This window comes from Shewanella violacea DSS12, assembly GCF_000091325.1.
In the GTDB taxonomy this organism is placed as follows: domain Bacteria; phylum Pseudomonadota; class Gammaproteobacteria; order Enterobacterales; family Shewanellaceae; genus Shewanella; species Shewanella violacea.
In genome coordinates this window covers 2,327,471-2,343,282 of record NC_014012.1, presented here as the reverse complement: position 1 = coordinate 2,343,282, position 15,812 = coordinate 2,327,471, and the positions used below count along the sequence as shown (strand labels likewise).

Below are 15,812 nucleotides of genomic sequence, written 5' to 3'. Positions count from 1 at the left end.
TAATGAGTAAAAAAAAGCTGAATTCATACTCAGATGATTTCAGCTTACTAACAGCCTATTACATTTATGCTATTAGGCTACAGATTATTGGTAATCGTCTCAATTTGTGCTTCCACCGTGCCGTACTGCTGCAAGACTTCGGTTAGAATGTTACGCTTCTTAGCAGTATTGTTATTGGTGGTCACCCAAAAACCACTCTGGCCAATCTCTTTGGGATTGGCAGACTTACTGGCCTTAAGCAGTGATGCTTTTGAAGTCGCAAAATAGAGCCTATCGCGGCCTTGTATCTTTAACACCTGGGAGAACTGCTCTGGCGCGGCGCGATATACAGCCTCTAATATAAACAGGAACCGACCCACGGCCCCTTTCTGAGCCGCCAGTTCCTCTGTGTCTATGCACTGAGAAAAATCTTTATTCGCTTTCGTCTTAAGACTCGTTTTAGCTTTGACTTGAGGCTTAACTGGAACCGATTCCATTGAGGGATGGCTGATGGTTTCGGGTGTGTCATGATTAACTGACTCTACATCTAACCCAAGCAAGCGGCGCAGGATATCTGAAGCACTCTCACCAATACGCTCTGTCTTACCGGCAATATGGCGATATAGATCTTCATCGACCTCGATATATTTCATGACCTTAATCTTCCTTAAGTGAAATTAGTTAATTTTGCGCCCGCATTGAACATTTTATATTTCTTGTTTGAATCAAGGTTCAAATGTCAGTTGCAAGTGTATGCCAACTCGAGGCTTATAATAAAGTGCCAAAAGACTAAAAATGCCAGAGATCTTCATTAGATCCTAAAAAGATGACGAGTTTGCTCAAAAAGACGGCAAGCACGGGTGAGATATCCGAGTATGATGGTCAAAATATTCCGTTTGCAGCCACAATCTGCACTCATCAACTCATCTATAGGTTCAAGCATGCATCATATCTCTTCAGGCCAAGGTTCAGCTGTGATCTTAATTCATGGCCTTTTTGGTAATCTTGATAATTTAAAAGGCCTCTCCAAGAGCCTGGAAGAGACGCATCAGGTAGTGCGTATCGATGTGCCCAATCACGGACTCAGTCCCCATTGGCAAAAAATGGATTACCCCCTGCTGGCACAAGCCGTTATCGAACTTATGGACAATCTGCAATTAGAACGCGCCCATATCCTTGGCCACTCCATGGGCGGCAAGATAGCCATGGCGACGGCGCTCGCTAATCCAGACCGTGTGACTAGCCTGATTGCTGCGGATATTGCCCCTGTGAGTTATCAGCAGCGACATGATAATGTTTTTGCAGGTCTTGAGAATATCAATCTTGCCAGCTTAAACAGCCGCTCAGATGCCCTAAAACAACTTTTAGCGGCAGGTTTAGATGAAGGCACTGCTCAGTTTTTATTAAAAAATCTCTCCCGCACCGATCAAGGATTTAGCTGGAAAATGAATCTTGCAGGACTAAAATCTTGCTATAAGGACTTGATCGCTTGGCATAATGACATCGAGACCCAAGGTTTTTTGCAATATAAAAAGCCGACCCTATTTATACGTGGCGGCGACTCAGACTATGTCACAGCAGAACATAGACAAGCCATCATAAGTCAGTTCCCTCGGGTTCAGGCTAAAACCATCGAGGGTACAGGTCATTGGCTGCATGCTCAAAAACCCGCCATGTTCAACCGAATAGTGGCTGATTTCCTGAATAAACACGACAGTAAATAATGCGTTTAAGGCACTATCCATATGGCAGGTGCTGCTCAACTATGGTATATTCGCGCCTCTTTTTGGCCTGAAGAATTGATTTATGTTGTCTCAATACATGGTACAGATTGAAGCAATAGGGTTAGACCTATTTTTTGCAGCGATTTTTTTCTTTATCGGCATGGCCATTCATGATGTGCTGAAACAAGGTAAAGTTCCCAAATTTGGCCGCTATATTGTGTGGTCAGTGTTATTTCTCGGCTGTGCCGGATTTATTGCAAAAGGAATGATACAGGTGTTTTGGGAAGGTGTAGGGTAAGATTGAATCAATGGCAAAAGAAACATCAGATAGAACCACTATCGATCTGTTCGCCACAGAAAAACGACGCGGTCGTCCACGTAGTAATCCACTGCCTAGAGATCAGCAGCTTAAAATCAATAAGCGTAATCAGATCCAACGTGACCGAGCGAACGGTTTAAAACGAATAGAGTTAAAGGTGTCACAAGATTTATACGACGCCTTGAATGAGAAAGCTATGGCCAGTAATATCAGCCGCAGCCAATTAATCGAATTAATATTGCAAAAGCAAGTCAACCTCTGACTGCTCTTGTTAACGATCAACATACAGCGAAATAGATAAAGGATAGACAATGGCAACTGTAGGTCTTTTTTTCGGTAGCGATACAGGTAACACTGAAGCCATCGCCAAGATGATCCAGAAAAAACTGGGTAAAAAAATGGTCGATGTCAAAGACATCGCCAAGAGTACCAAGGAGCAGATTCAAGAATTTGATCTTCTGATGTTTGGTATTCCTACCTGGTATTACGGTGAAGCTCAGTGTGATTGGGATGATTTTTTCCCAGATTTAGAACAAGTCAACTTCGAAGATAAACTCGTTGCAATCTTTGGTTGTGGCGATCAGGAAGATTACGCCGAGTACTTCCTCGATGCTATGGGCATGGTCAATGAGATTGTCGAAGGCCGTGGCGGTATCGTCATAGGTCACTGGCCAATCAAAGGTTATGATTTCGAAGCGTCTAAAGGTTTAACAGAAGACGAGAAGCATTTCGTCGGTCTGGGGATCGATGAAGATAGACAACCAGAACTGACCGAAGAGCGAGTCGATGCTTGGGTCAAGCAGATCTACGAAGAGATGTGTCTGGCTGAATTAGAAGATTAATTCTCCATCGTTCTAAAAAAAGCGGCGACTAGAAATAGCGCCGCTTTTTTGTGTCAGGAACACTTATGTCCTTCTTTTATAAAGAGTACAAGGACGGTCGTTAATGTTCCTGACATTATTACGACATTTCCTCCATCCATGGAGGTCATTAAAAACTGACTTTGTGTCAGGAACACTTATGTCAGTTTTACAGGGACGTGTAAAAACTGACCTTGTGTCTAGTGATAGATAAACATTAAAACTGACTATCTCACCGACTATGATCCTGCTTTCATGTAACACTACTCATAGCCACCCATATCAGCCAAGTAAATGAGTACATAATGACTAAGCCGCTCTCCTCTTCCGGCCCTTCCGGGCACTGGGACATCTTCTGTACCGTCATAGATAACTATGGTGACATAGGAGTAACCTGGCGCTTAGCCAAACAACTGGTACATGATTTCGGTATCGACGTCAGACTCTGGGTCGACGATCTTAAGAGTTTCGCCCATATTCTGCCAGGACTCGATGTCAGCCTTCCCCGGCAAGAAGTCATGGGCGTCAGGATATATCATTGGCGCCAGCCTTTACCCGAGCAGTGGCAAGCGGGTGACGTACTCATCGAAGCCTTTGCCTGCACTTGCCAGTATCTGTACTGGAACAGTTAGCCGATATCCACAAGCCACCAAGATGGCTTAATCTGGAATACTTGAGCGCCGAGGACTGGATAGAAAGCTGCCATGGCTTGCCCTCTTTGCAATCCAACGGGATCAGTAAGCATTTTTATTTTCCAGGCTTCACACCAAACAGTGGTGGTCTGCTTTGTGAGCAAGGTTTATTCCAAGATAGAGACCAGTGGCAACGGGACCCTGCTAACCGGGCTCGCTTGCTTAAAGACTTAAATATTGAAGGTGTAAGCAGTGAAGACACACTCGTCAGCATCTTTAGCTATGAGAGTGCTGCACTGCTAGGTCTTTGCCAATCCTGGCGACAAGGTAAAAGTCGAGTTCATGCTCTTATCCCAATGGGTCGTAGCCTAAATAGCATCAGGAGCCTGTTTCCTGATGATCTCAGCCTAGTGCCAGGAGATTCACTGACGTTAGATTCCCTAAGCATACATATCTTACCCATGACAGATCAGCGCGCTTACGATCGCTTACTCTGGAGCTGTGACTTTAATATTGTCCGCGGTGAAGACTCTTTTATTCGAGCCCAATGGGCCGCGAAGCCATTCATTTGGCACATATATGGTCAAGAAGACGATGCACATTTAGATAAATTATCGGCATTTACTTCCCTGTATATTGACTCACTGGACTCTGACACAGGGCAAGTATGGTCAAAGCTCAATCTAGCCTTCAACCAGGAAGACGGCGAGACCACAGTGCAAATGTGGAAAAAGTTACAGCAAGGCCACACTTTGATGGATAAACACGCCGTTAAATGGCCAATGTTGGCATTAAATTACGCAGATTTAGCAACTCGACTAGTGCAATTTGTCAAAAAAGGCTAATATTCTGCGCTGAAACAAATTGTCTGTGAATATTAGGAATTAAATAAATGAAAACAGCTCATGAAATGCGAGTCGGTAATGTGATCATGGTAGGCAAAGACCCTATGGTCATTCTCAAGTCTGAAACTCACAACTCTGGCCGTTCAGCTGCTGTTGTGAAGATGAAGCTTAGAAATCTACTGACGGGTTCAGCCACTGAAACCGCATTTAAAGCCGAAGACAAGTTAGAAGACATCATCCTTGAGCGTTTAAGTTGTACCTATTCTTATTACGCCGACCCTATGTATGTATTTATGGATGAAGATTTTAATCCATACGATGTAGAAACCGAAAATGTAGGCGATGCACTTAACTATATTGTCGATGGCATGGAAGATATCGTTCAAGTGACTTTCTACGAAGGTAAGGCCATCTCGGTTGAACTTCCTACTACAGTGGCCCGTGAAGTCGGTTACACAGAGCCTTCGGCTCGCGGCGATACTTCTGGCAAGGTCATGAAGCCAGCGACATTGGTTGGCACTGAATTCACCTTGACCGTTGCCGACTTCGTCAAAACTGGCGATATGATTGAAATTGATACTCGTACTCATGAGTTCAAGAAGCGCGTATAAGCGTTACTTGCGGCGCCCTCTGTCCTTATATACAGAGGATATATGAGCGCCTATAACCATTAGTGTGACATTATTAAAGCCAGTGAATTATTCACTGGCTTTTTTGTAACCTAAATATGGCTTCTTAATTCCCCACTTGAGTAAGCTCAAACCCCAAACCACCAAAAAGTTACAAACACCAACATATGACTCATTAACAGGATATAACTCCGACAGGGTTCGTGGTGATGTTAACATTTAGTTATTATGACTAAAGGTTTTTTATTGGTTATTTTCCAAGATGAGATTTAAATCACTTCTCAAGGCTCTAGTAATTCGTTATTGTCCAATGACTTTATGCATTATTCGCATACACGGAACACCAAGAAGTGTTTTTGGGAAATTTAGGGGTTAGAGAGTGCGACCAATAATCAAATCGAACAAGCTAGATACAGTCTGTTATGACATCAGAGGCCCGGTACACAAGGAAGCCAGGCGACTCGAAGATGAAGGACACAGAATTTTAAAGCTTAATATTGGTAATCCGGCACCGTTTGGTTTCGAAGCCCCGGAAGAGATAGTTCGCGATGTCATTTTAAATCTGCCTAGTGCCCAAGGCTATTGTGAGTCTAAAGGTCTTTTCTCTGCCAGAAAGGCTATTGTGCAGCATTATCAGTCGCAGGGGATCTTCGGTGTCGACATCGAAGATATCTATATTGGTAATGGCGTATCTGAATTGATTGTCATGGCCATGCAAGGCCTGTTAAATTCCGGCGATGAAGTATTGATCCCCTCTCCGGATTACCCACTTTGGACGGCGGCTGTTCATCTATCTGGCGGTACTGCACGGCACTACCGCTGTGATGAAGAGGCTGACTGGTTTCCCGATCTGCAAGATATCAAGTCTAAGATCACCCCAAGGACCCGGGCCCTGGTATTGATCAACCCCAATAACCCCACAGGTGCAGTGTATTCCAGAGCCTTACTGTTAGAGGCTGTCGAGATCTGTAGACAACACGATCTCATCCTGTTTGCCGATGAAATCTATGACAAGATCCTCTACGATGAGGCTCAGCATATCCCAGCCGCAAGCCTATCTGATGATATCTTGACCGTCACCTTTAATGGTCTGTCAAAATCATACCGAGCGGCTGGTTTTCGCGTCGGTTGGATGATGCTTTCGGGTAATCTTAAGGCGGCTAAGAGTTATATCGAAGGCCTTGAAATGCTGGCTTCCATGCGTCTTTGTTCCAATGTGCCTAACCAGCATGCCATTCAAACGGCACTTGGAGGCTATCAGAGCATTAACGAACTGCTTGTGGGTGATGGCCGCCTCAAGGTGCAGCGTGATCTCTGCGTCGACCTGCTCAATCAAATCCCCGGCATCAGCGTTAAATGTCCCAAGGGTGCCATGTATGCTTTTCCTAAACTTGACGCCAAGAAGTTCAATATTCGCGATGATGAACGTCTGGTGCTGGATCTATTGAAAGAGAAGAAAATATTACTGGTCCATGGCACCGCATTCAACTGGCCCGAGCCCGATCACTTACGTGTCGTCTTCTTACCCCATAAGGAAGATCTCGAAAAGGCGCTAATGGATTTTGGCGAGTTTATGGACGGCTATCGTCAATAAGCAAGTATCTCATCTCTCAACAATGAAACAGCAAGCTTAGGCTTGCTTTTTCTGGTCTAAATGTCTGCTTGTGCTAATGTAAGCGTATGTAGTAATAGCATAAGTTGTAATACACCCTATGAGTCATCTCTTTGCTCACCTTGCTCGCATGAAATTAATTCAACGCTGGCCCTTGATGTATAACATTAGAAGTGAAAACGTACAGGAGCATTCTCTTCAAGTAGCCATGGTCGCGCACAGCCTGGCCATCATAGGCAATAAAAAATTTGGTAAGTCACTCTCCCCTGACAGAGCGACAACGGTTGCCATTTTTCATGATGCCAGTGAGATCATCACAGGGGATCTGCCCACGCCGGTTAAATACTTCAATAAAGAGATAGAGGCTGAATACAAAAAAATTGAAGCCATTGCCGAAAACAGGTTACTGGAGATGGTTCCAGAAGAATTTAAATCAGAGTATGCCAGCTTACTCACCAGCGAGCATGCCGATATTGAATATAAGACCTTGGTCAAATCCGCCGATACGATTTGTGCTTATCTTAAATGCTTAGAAGAGCATAGAGCCGGCAATCATGAGTTTAATACTGCTAAAAAACGGATCGAGAAATCCCTAAAAGATAACCCTGATCCCGCCGTACAATACTTTATCGATTGTTTCATCCCGAGTTTCAAATTAAATTTAGACGATATCAACCAGTTACTCTAATTACTCAGGCTAATAACTTCAAAGATTAACTCAGATTAAGGATCCCTATGACAGAGTCAGTATGGCATGCCAGACGTTTAACAGAAGATAAGAAACGTAGAAATGATCACCGCAGTCCCTATCAGAGAGACAGAGCAAGGATCTTACATTCGGCAGCATTTAGACGCCTGCAAGCTAAGACCCAAGTCTTGGGTGTTGGCATGAATGATTTCTATCGCACTCGACTGACTCATTCTTTGGAAGTGTCACAGATTGGCACAGGCATACGTGCTCAACTCAAACAGAAGCAGCCCCAATTAGACCACTTGTTTGACTCCATGAGTTTAATTGAATCCTTGTGCTTGGCCCATGATATAGGCCATCCGCCCTATGGCCATGGTGGAGAGGTTGCGCTTAATTACATGATGCGAGATCACGGGGGATTCGAGGGAAATGGCCAAACATTCAGGATCCTATCGAGACTAGAGCCTTACACAGAATTTTATGGCATGAACCTGTGCCGCAGAAGCTTATTGGGGATCTTAAAGTACCCAGCCCCATACTCGAGTCTTCATCAAACTTCATCTAGCCAGCCAGTCAACAACATTCGCCAACTCAAACCCTCTGAGTGGCCGCCAGTCAAAGGTATATTCGACGATGATATCGAAATATTAGATTGGGTTTTGTCTCCTCTATCTGACAATGACAGGCAGAAGTTTCTCTCACACCAAGATATCCATGGTCAACAACACAAGCGTACGCGCTATAAATCATTAGACTGCTCTGTCATGGAGCTAGCCGATGATATCGCCTATGCGGTGCACGATCTCGAAGATGCAATTGTCATGGGAATAGTCAACCAGGAGCAATGGCAAGAGGATGTGGGCAGTAAACTCGCTTGCAGTGAAGACACTTGGATTCGAGCTGAATTTGGTTCGATTGGCAATAAACTATTTTCCAGTAAGCATCACCTGAGAAAAGATGCCATAGGGACCTTAGTCAATGGTTTCGTCACTGCCATCGATATTAGACTCAATACCGATTTTGAAGAAAACTTACTGCGTTATAATGCTGGCTTAGATGAGAGCTTCTCGGAAGCATTGGAAATATTGAAGCAGTTTGTGTTTAAATATGTGATCAGAAAACCCGAAATACAGATGCTTGAATACAAGGGACAACAGATTGTGATGGAGTTATTCGAGGCCTTCGAATCTGATCCTGAGCGGTTATTGCCAATCAATACTCAGGAAAGATGGCGTGATAGCCGCGACGAGGGATTGAACAGTCACAGAGTCATAGCTGATTATATCTCTGGCATGACAGATGAATTTGCAGCTAGATTGCACCAACAACTGTTTAGCCCCAATGCTGGCTCCATGATAGAGTTTAATCGGGAACTCTAGATTTAATATCCTCAACATCTCCTCTATTATTTGCAATGGGCTAAAGTCAGCCCATTGCGCTCAGTAAATGAATATTCAAGTTCAATGCCAGGCTAATTCAGTACATTGGGAAAAAGGCCTTTAAGCCCAGCAGCTATCACTTCGATACCAATAGAGAGCATCAAGAGACCCATCAACGGGGTAATCACATTAATGCCTGTCTTCCCAAGACTTAATAGATCACAGGCGCGCCCCTAAACAGCATAAAACTGGTAAAGCCGAATATTATGACAGTGATAGACATACCGACATGATTATAAAGGTGTGTTTTCAGCCGCCGAGACAATCACAGAGCTGATGGCACCTGGACCTGCCATCAAGGGTAATGCCAGAGGTACTACGGCAACAGATTCCATGCCAGAGGATTCCCGGTCCTCCTCCTTGTTACGTTTAACTTCACCCAATTTACCCTGGAGCATTGACATGGCAATGATAGAAATCAATGAACCACCGGCGATCCTAAATGCCGAAAGCGAAATACTGAACATATTCAGAATATGCTGACCGGCAAATATAGTAACCAGTAAAATAACCACAACGGCAAAGTTGGCCACCTTTCCAGTATGATTACGTTCAATGTCATTTTGGTGACTCGTTAAAGTCACAAACACAGGTAATAGACCCACAGGGTTGATGATGGCCACCAAACCTAAAAAAAACTTAACATAAAGAGTTAAATCCAATGACGTATCCTCGAGTGAAATGCTAACTGAAAATAGATGGCGCTAACGAACTGGTTATCGCCTTGGTGCTCTGCCCATAAGTTTAACCTAAGCTTTCATCTGGAAAAAATGAGTTTTTGATTATTAGGCCCTAGTTCACATAAGATTTTATGATCCCGTTTAAAAACATAACAGCTCACCAAACAAGCAAACAAGTCGTTAACAATGTTATTTAATTACAACATGAGTGGAAATTGTGGTTAAGATCACGGTTATCGCTAGGGTTTCACTGTAATTTTTATACATCGAGAAGATTTAGCCAAAACCGATTTTGGCTAAATTTTTTCAAGGAAATACGAAATGACAGTGACCAATGAGCAAGAACTCGATCTTCTTGTACAGCGAGTTGCAGATGCACAAGCCCAGTTCGCTAACTTCAGTCAGGAACGAGTCGATATCATCTTCAGAGCGGCGGCCCTCGCGGCGGCCGATGCAAGAATATTTCTGGCTAAGATGGCTGCATCAGAAACCGGCATGGGCGTGATTGAAGATAAGGTTATTAAGAATCACTTCGCCTCCGAATACATCTATAACAAGTATAAGGACTCTAAGACCTGCGGCATTGTGGATGAAGACCCTACCTTCGGTACCATAACCATAGCCGAACCTGTCGGTATCATCTGTGGCATAGTGCCCACCACCAACCCAACATCCACCGCAATTTTCAAGGCTCTTATTAGCCTAAAAACCCGTAATGGCATCATCTTTTCTCCTCATCCTAGGGCGAAGGAATCAACCACAACCGCAGCACGCATCGTACTGGACGCCGCCGTCAAAGCCGGTGCCCCGAAAGATATTATCGGTTGGATCGATGAGCCCAGTGTCGCACTATCAAATAAATTGATGACCCATGACAAGATAAACCTCATCTTAGCGACAGGTGGACCCGGCATGGTCAAAGCGGCTTACTCTTCAGGCAAGCCCGCCATCGGAGTAGGCGCGGGTAATACCCCAATCGTGATCGATGAAACCGCCGATATCAAACGTGCTGTTAGCTCAATATTGATGTCTAAAACCTTCGATAACGGCGTCGTGTGTGCATCAGAGCAAGCTGTGATTGTCGTCGATGAAATTTATGACATAGTTAAAGAGCGCTTCGCCACTCACGGCGGTTATATTCTCAGTGCTAACGAGTCAGAGGCCATGCAAGGGGTCATAATCAAGAATGGTGGACTCAACGCCGACATCGTTGGACAGAGCGCCTTAGATATCGCTGCCATGGCAGGTATAGACGTGCCCCATTGGACTAAGGTCTTGATTGGCGAGGCCACAGATATCAATGACGCCGAAGCCTTTGCCCATGAAAAACTATCACCTTTACTGGGTATGTATCGCGCCAAAGATTTTCATGATGCCATGGATAAGGCGGAGGCCCTAGTCACCTTAGGTGGCATTGGACACACCTCAGGTCTCTATACTAACCAAGATACCCAAGAGGATCGCGTCAAGGCCTTCGGTTTTCGCATGAAGACAGCCCGCATTTTGATCAACACCCCAGCCTCACAAGGCGGCATCGGCGATCTGTACAACTTCAAACTCGCACCTTCACTCACCTTAGGTTGCGGCTCATGGGGCGGCAACTCTATTTCAGAAAACGTGGGGCCCAGTCACCTGATTAATAAGAAAATGGTCGCCAAGAGGGCTGAGAATATGTTGTGGCACAAGCTTCCTTCATCTATCTATTTCCGCCGTGGCAGCTTGCCTATCGCACTCGAGGAGCTAAGTGACAAGAAACGTGCCCTGATAGTGACAGACAAGTATTTGTTTAATAATGGATATTGTAATGAAACCATCAAGATCCTTAAGGCGCAGGGATTAGAAACCGAGATATTTTATGAAGTAGAAGCCGATCCCACCTTAGCCATAGTCAAACAAGGCGCCAAGATGGCCCAAAGCTTTCAACCCGATGTGATCATCGCGCTCGGTGGCGGCTCCCCTATGGATGCGGCTAAGATTATCTGGGTCATGTATGAGCATCCCGATGTGGACTTTGCCGATCTCGCCCTTAGATTTATGGATATTCGCAAACGTATCTACAAATTCCCAAAACTAGGTGTCAAGGCACAGATGGTCGCTATCCCGACCACCTCGGGCACAGGTTCTGAAGTCACCCCATTCGCGGTGGTAACCGATGAAACCACAGGAATGAAGTACCCTATTGCCGATTATCAGTTGACACCGAACATGGCTATAATCGATCCTAATTTAGTTATGGACATGCCTAAATCTCTCACCGCCTTCGGTGGAATAGATGCCATCACCCATGCACTGGAAGCCTATGTCAGTGTGATGGCCAACGAATACAGTGATGGTCAGGCTCTGCAGGCTTTAGACTTGTTATTTAAGCATCTTCCCGATGCCTATAACCTAGGCGCTAGCGCCCCGGTAGCACGCGAAAAGGTACATAATGGCTCAACCATAGCCGGTATAGCTTTTGCCAATGCCTTCCTGGGAGTCTGCCACTCTATGGCCCATAAGTTGGGCGCCGAGTTCCACCTGGCACATGGTTTGGCCAACGCCCTACTCATCAGTAATGTGATACGTTTCAATGCCACTGACATGCCCACTAAACAGGCGGCATTTAGCCAATACGATCGACCTAAGGCCCTTTGTCGCTATGCAAAGATTGCCGATCACCTAAACCTAAGTGGTAATACAGATGAACAAAAAGTTGAGGCACTACTTGAAAAAATCGATAAACTCAAGAAGACGATTGGCATTCCGGCTTCAATCCGAGAAGCCGGCGTCAACGAAGCCGACTTCCTAGCTAAACTGGATACATTAGCCGAAGACGCATTCGATGATCAATGCACAGGCGCCAACCCAAGGTATCCTTTGATAGCAGAGCTAAAGCAGGTACTGCTGGACAGTTTTTATGGTAACGCCTATAGCGATAAGTGATTGCCCATGCTTGACTCTACACGCTAGATAAAATCTATAGAGTCTAAAAAGCCGGTTAACATCATGGTGTTAACCGGCTTTTATTTACCTGGATCGCAATAAGTTCAGTTAATGCATATCTCTTTATTGAGTTTGCTCTGCCTTCTTTTTAATACGATAAGCATGGAGCAAGGGTTCAGTGTAACCCGATGGCTGATCCTTTCCTTTAAACACCAGATCAAGCGCCGCGTTAAAGGCGATGCCACTGAAATCTGGTGCCATCTTGTGATAGAGGCCATCACCGGCATTTTGTTTATCAACAACCGCAGCCATTCTCTTCATGGAAGCGATAACTTGCGCCTGGGTACAGATCTTATGCTCAAGCCAATTGGCGATATATTGTGATGATATTCTCAAGGTCGCTCTATCTTCCATTAGTCCCACGTTGTTGATATCAGGCACTTTGGAACAGCCAACCCCACTATCTATCCAACGTACCACGTAACCTAAGATCCCCTGGGCATTGTTGTCCAGTTCACGTTGGATCTCTTCATCGGTTAAGCTTTGTGACAACAAGGGGATCGTCAAGATGTCATCTAATTTTGCATGGGGTCTGTTAGACAATTCTTGTTGTTTCTCGGCGACATTAATTTGATGATAATGTGTTGAATGCAGTATGGCGCCATTGGGAGATGGTACCCAGGCCGTATTAGCCCCTGCATTGGGATGAGCCGTTTTTTGCGCAAGCATGGCCGCCATCTCATCAGGCATGGCCCACATGCCCTTACCTATCTGAGCACGGCCGGGTAAGCCACATGCCAGTCCTACATCGACATTCCAATCCTCATAGGCCTTAATCCAGGCTTGTTGCTTCATCAGTGTTTTAGGTACAAAGGGGCCGGCTAACATAGAAGTGTGGATCTCATCGCCGGTTCTATCGAGAAATCCTGTGTTAATAAACACCACTCTCTCCTTAGCCACGCGAATACATTCTTTCAAGTTCACCGTTGTCCTGCGCTCTTCATCCATGATCCCAAGTTTGATGGTATTTCTGGAGAGACTGAGTGCATCTTCGATACGGCTAAACAGCTCACAGGTAAATGCCACCTCATCGGGTCCATGCATTTTAGGTTTAACAATATTAATCGAACCCGCTCGGCTATTAGTGCGTTGCTTATTATTGCCCTTAAGATCGTGCAAGGCCGCCAATACCGATACCATACCATCTAAGATCCCCTCAGGGATCTCGTCACCCGCCTTGTCTAAAATGGCATCATTAGTCATCAGGTGGCCAACATTACGAATAAACAACAGACTTCGACCTGGCAGCGTAAACTCCCGCCCCTGAACAGACAAATAACGACGATCTAGATTGAGTTCTCGGGTTATTGTCTTACCGCCTTTGATTAACTGGGCGGTGAGATCACCTTTCATCAAGCCTAACCAGTTTTGATAGACCTCACACTTGTCTTCTGCATCGACAGCAGCCACCGAGTCTTCACAATCCATGATGGTGGTTACAGCAGCTTCTACCAGTAGGTCTTTCATGCCCGCCAGATCTGTCTTGCCTATGGAGTGATTTCTGTCTATCTGAATCTCAACATGCAAACCATTATTCTTCAGTAAAATGGCATGTGGCGCCACCAGATTTCCCAGATATCCCACCAATTTTCCAGGCTGTTTAAGTTGAGTATCTGTGCCATCGCTTAGGGTGATTACTAGCTGGTCTCGATCAATTTGATAATGGCTTACCTCGCTATGGCTGCCAATTGCTAAAGGAGCCAGTTGGTCTAAATGCTGCTTGGCAAACGCTATGACCTTACTGCCACGTACTGGATTAAAACCACTACCAATCTCGGCGCCCCCAGCTTCACTGATGGCATCGGTACCATAAAGTGCATCATATAAGCTCCCCCAACGCGCGTTAGCAGCATTAAGGGCAAAACGGGCATTTTTAACCGGGACAACAAGCTGAGGTCCAGCCTGCAGAGCAATTTCAATATCAACATTTTCTGTGGTGATGGTGAAATCCTCACCTTCGGTAACCAGATAACCTATCTGTTGCAAAAATGCCTTATAGGCCAGAGGGTCATGGACCTTATGTTCTGTATGCCACTTGTCTATCTGAGCTTGTAACTCATCACGACGGGCTAATAAGTCTCTGTTCTTTGGGGTTAGATCATCAATAATGGATTCAAGTGAGATCCAAAAGCGTTCCGATGAAATGTCGGTTCCGGGGATCATCTGCTGATTGACTAACTCGAACAGTGAGGTAGCGACCTGTAAATTGCCAACTTGAATACGTGATGTCATATTTTTCCCTTCCAATAGGTTACATTGACACTATGAGTGCCGTCTCTACTTGGTGACTCATATAGAGCAAGATGTTAATAGAGCTTGTATTCAGTCTATCCAGACTGAATATATATCACTAATTTATCGTAGTTATAGTTAGCATTCACAAAACTTATAATGCTTGAATCACGCTGCAGCCTAACCACTAGAATCTATCTATTATCCTAGCCGTTTCTGTGATGAGCTCTCTCATCCATCGATGAGCCGGATTATGTTGCAGTAAAGGACTCCAGGCCATGGTCAACTCTATGGGTGGGATGTCAAATGGCGGTGTCACTATGCTCACCCTAGGGTTATCTTGCTGTAATCTGGCCATCTTACTTGGCACAGTGGCAATCAAGTCCTGCCTTTCTGCCAATGAACTGGCCGCCTGATAATTGCGGGTAAACACTGTGATACGGCGCTTAGCATCGATTCTAGCTAGGGCTTCATCCACCCATCCCAGACGCTGGACATCATCGGGATCCATGCCGACTCCGACTCCCATGCCGGTTTTACTCACCCATACATGGTGTGATTTTAGATAATTTTTAAGATTAAAGTCCTTAAGCACAGGGTTATTACGGTTAATAAGGCAACTGAATGTATCTTTCCAGAGTACTTTTTGATGAAAGGATTGAGGGATTTCATCGAAACGGTTAATCGCCATGTCCACTCTACCTTGCTCTACATCGGCAAAGTTAACGTCACTTGGTGTCATGATATCCAAAATGACTTTCGGCGCTTCATTGCGCAGGCGAGCGATTAATAAGGGAATGAGCGTTGACTCGGCATAGTCCGAAGCCATCATGCGAAACACTTGCTCACTCTCGCGCGCGTTGAATTCGGCCTTAGGTTGTACCGCTTTCTCCAAGCCGATTAACAACTCACGGATCACAGGTTTTAGCTCACTTGCCCTCTCCGTCGGCGTCATCCCCTTACTGGTTCTGATAAGCAGAGGATCATCGAACAAAATTCTTAACCTTTTAAGCCCATTACTCATGGCAGGTTGGCTGATACCTAGTTGATCTGCGGCGCGTGTCACATTCAACTCTCTGAGCAAAACATCAAAATAAACCAATAGATTCAGGTCAATACGAGACATATTCATAAAACAAATACCGAAGATAATTACTATAAATTAGACTAATTTAGCTCAATATTACT

12 protein-coding genes and 2 pseudogenes are annotated in these 15,812 nt (G+C 45.0%); 10 read left to right on the top strand and 4 right to left on the bottom strand.

Translation table 11 applies throughout. The annotated features are described in order from the left end of the window. Nucleotides 1–77: 77 nt before the first annotated feature. A complete protein-coding gene (seqA, locus tag SVI_RS09580) occupies nt 78–632 on the bottom strand; it encodes a replication initiation negative regulator SeqA (protein WP_013051313.1) in 555 nt (184 codons plus the stop codon). 288 nt (nt 633–920) lie between these two features. Here seqA and SVI_RS09575 point away from each other — a divergent pair, with 288 nt between their 5' ends. The 9 genes and pseudogenes from SVI_RS09575 to SVI_RS09535 all read left to right on the top strand — a co-directional run bounded on the left by SVI_RS09575 (nt 921) and on the right by SVI_RS09535 (nt 8,670). Beyond that, entirely contained in the window at nt 921–1,703 is a 783-nt protein-coding gene (locus SVI_RS09575; protein ID WP_041420297.1) for an alpha/beta fold hydrolase, read from the top strand. 82 nt (nt 1,704–1,785) lie between these two features. Beyond that, nucleotides 1,786–2,001: a DUF2788 domain-containing protein gene (locus tag SVI_RS09570; RefSeq protein WP_013051311.1), complete on the top strand. Its 216-nt coding sequence runs from the start codon at nt 1,786–1,788 to the stop codon at nt 1,999–2,001. A gap of 10 nt (nt 2,002–2,011) precedes the next feature. Further along, the gene (gene ybfE / locus SVI_RS09565) at nt 2,012–2,284 is read left to right on the top strand and encodes a LexA regulated protein (protein ID WP_013051310.1); all 273 of its coding nucleotides are present in this window, start codon (nt 2,012–2,014) and stop codon (nt 2,282–2,284) included. 49 nt (nt 2,285–2,333) lie between these two features. Then, the gene (gene fldA / locus SVI_RS09560; protein WP_013051309.1) at nt 2,334–2,864 is read left to right on the top strand and encodes a flavodoxin FldA; all 531 of its coding nucleotides are present in this window, start codon (nt 2,334–2,336) and stop codon (nt 2,862–2,864) included. A 323-nt stretch (nt 2,865–3,187) separates the two neighbouring features. Next, nucleotides 3,188–4,359, top strand: a pseudogene (earP, locus tag SVI_RS09555) (elongation factor P maturation arginine rhamnosyltransferase EarP). 47 nt (nt 4,360–4,406) lie between these two features. Further along, nucleotides 4,407–4,970, top strand: coding sequence for an elongation factor P (locus SVI_RS09550; RefSeq protein WP_013051306.1), 564 nt, complete (start codon nt 4,407–4,409; stop codon nt 4,968–4,970). A gap of 397 nt (nt 4,971–5,367) precedes the next feature. After that, nucleotides 5,368–6,582 (top strand): pyridoxal phosphate-dependent aminotransferase, encoded by a 1,215-nt coding sequence (locus tag SVI_RS09545; protein ID WP_013051305.1) that lies wholly within the window; start codon nt 5,368–5,370, stop codon nt 6,580–6,582. A gap of 118 nt (nt 6,583–6,700) precedes the next feature. Beyond that, complete coding sequence (gene yfbR, locus SVI_RS09540; RefSeq protein WP_013051304.1) at nt 6,701–7,288, top strand: 5'-deoxynucleotidase; 588 nt, start codon at nt 6,701–6,703, stop codon at nt 7,286–7,288. 47 nt (nt 7,289–7,335) lie between these two features. Beyond that, nucleotides 7,336–8,670 (top strand): anti-phage deoxyguanosine triphosphatase, encoded by a 1,335-nt coding sequence (locus tag SVI_RS09535; RefSeq protein ID WP_013051303.1) that lies wholly within the window; start codon nt 7,336–7,338, stop codon nt 8,668–8,670. Between the two features lie 92 nt (nt 8,671–8,762). On the opposite strand, the pseudogene SVI_RS09530 reads toward SVI_RS09535, so the two are convergent. After that, nucleotides 8,763–9,392, bottom strand: a pseudogene (locus tag SVI_RS09530) (YchE family NAAT transporter). Nucleotides 9,393–9,731: 339 nt separating this feature from the next. Between SVI_RS09530 and adhE the strand changes: the two are divergent. Further along, nucleotides 9,732–12,332: a bifunctional acetaldehyde-CoA/alcohol dehydrogenase gene (gene adhE / locus SVI_RS09525; RefSeq protein ID WP_013051300.1), complete on the top strand. Its 2,601-nt coding sequence runs from the start codon at nt 9,732–9,734 to the stop codon at nt 12,330–12,332. A 123-nt stretch (nt 12,333–12,455) separates the two neighbouring features. Here adhE and SVI_RS09520 read toward each other — a convergent pair whose 3' ends face one another. Both SVI_RS09520 and SVI_RS09515 read right to left on the bottom strand, forming a co-directional pair. Next, nucleotides 12,456–14,624: a malate synthase G gene (locus SVI_RS09520; RefSeq protein ID WP_013051299.1), complete on the bottom strand. Its 2,169-nt coding sequence runs from the start codon at nt 14,622–14,624 to the stop codon at nt 12,456–12,458. Nucleotides 14,625–14,811: 187 nt separating this feature from the next. Then, nucleotides 14,812–15,756 carry a LysR family transcriptional regulator gene (locus SVI_RS09515; RefSeq protein ID WP_013051298.1) on the bottom strand — a complete coding sequence of 315 codons (945 nt, stop codon included), beginning with the start codon at nt 15,754–15,756 and terminating at the stop codon, nt 14,812–14,814. Nucleotides 15,757–15,812: the final 56 nt, after the last annotated feature.

Coding starts and splice junctions, on each gene's coding strand:
- seqA (WP_013051313.1), bottom strand. CDS start 632: ATGAAATATATCGAGGTCGATGAAGATCTATATCGCCATATTGCCGGT.
- SVI_RS09575 (WP_041420297.1), top strand. CDS start 921: ATGCATCATATCTCTTCAGGCCAAGGTTCAGCTGTGATCTTAATTCAT.
- SVI_RS09570 (WP_013051311.1), top strand. CDS start 1,786: ATGTTGTCTCAATACATGGTACAGATTGAAGCAATAGGGTTAGACCTA.
- ybfE (WP_013051310.1), top strand. CDS start 2,012: ATGGCAAAAGAAACATCAGATAGAACCACTATCGATCTGTTCGCCACA.
- fldA (WP_013051309.1), top strand. CDS start 2,334: ATGGCAACTGTAGGTCTTTTTTTCGGTAGCGATACAGGTAACACTGAA.
- SVI_RS09550 (WP_013051306.1), top strand. CDS start 4,407: ATGAAAACAGCTCATGAAATGCGAGTCGGTAATGTGATCATGGTAGGC.
- yfbR (WP_013051304.1), top strand. CDS start 6,701: ATGAGTCATCTCTTTGCTCACCTTGCTCGCATGAAATTAATTCAACGC.
- SVI_RS09535 (WP_013051303.1), top strand. CDS start 7,336: ATGACAGAGTCAGTATGGCATGCCAGACGTTTAACAGAAGATAAGAAA.
- adhE (WP_013051300.1), top strand. CDS start 9,732: ATGACAGTGACCAATGAGCAAGAACTCGATCTTCTTGTACAGCGAGTT.
- SVI_RS09520 (WP_013051299.1), bottom strand. CDS start 14,624: ATGACATCACGTATTCAAGTTGGCAATTTACAGGTCGCTACCTCACTG.
- SVI_RS09515 (WP_013051298.1), bottom strand. CDS start 15,756: ATGAATATGTCTCGTATTGACCTGAATCTATTGGTTTATTTTGATGTT.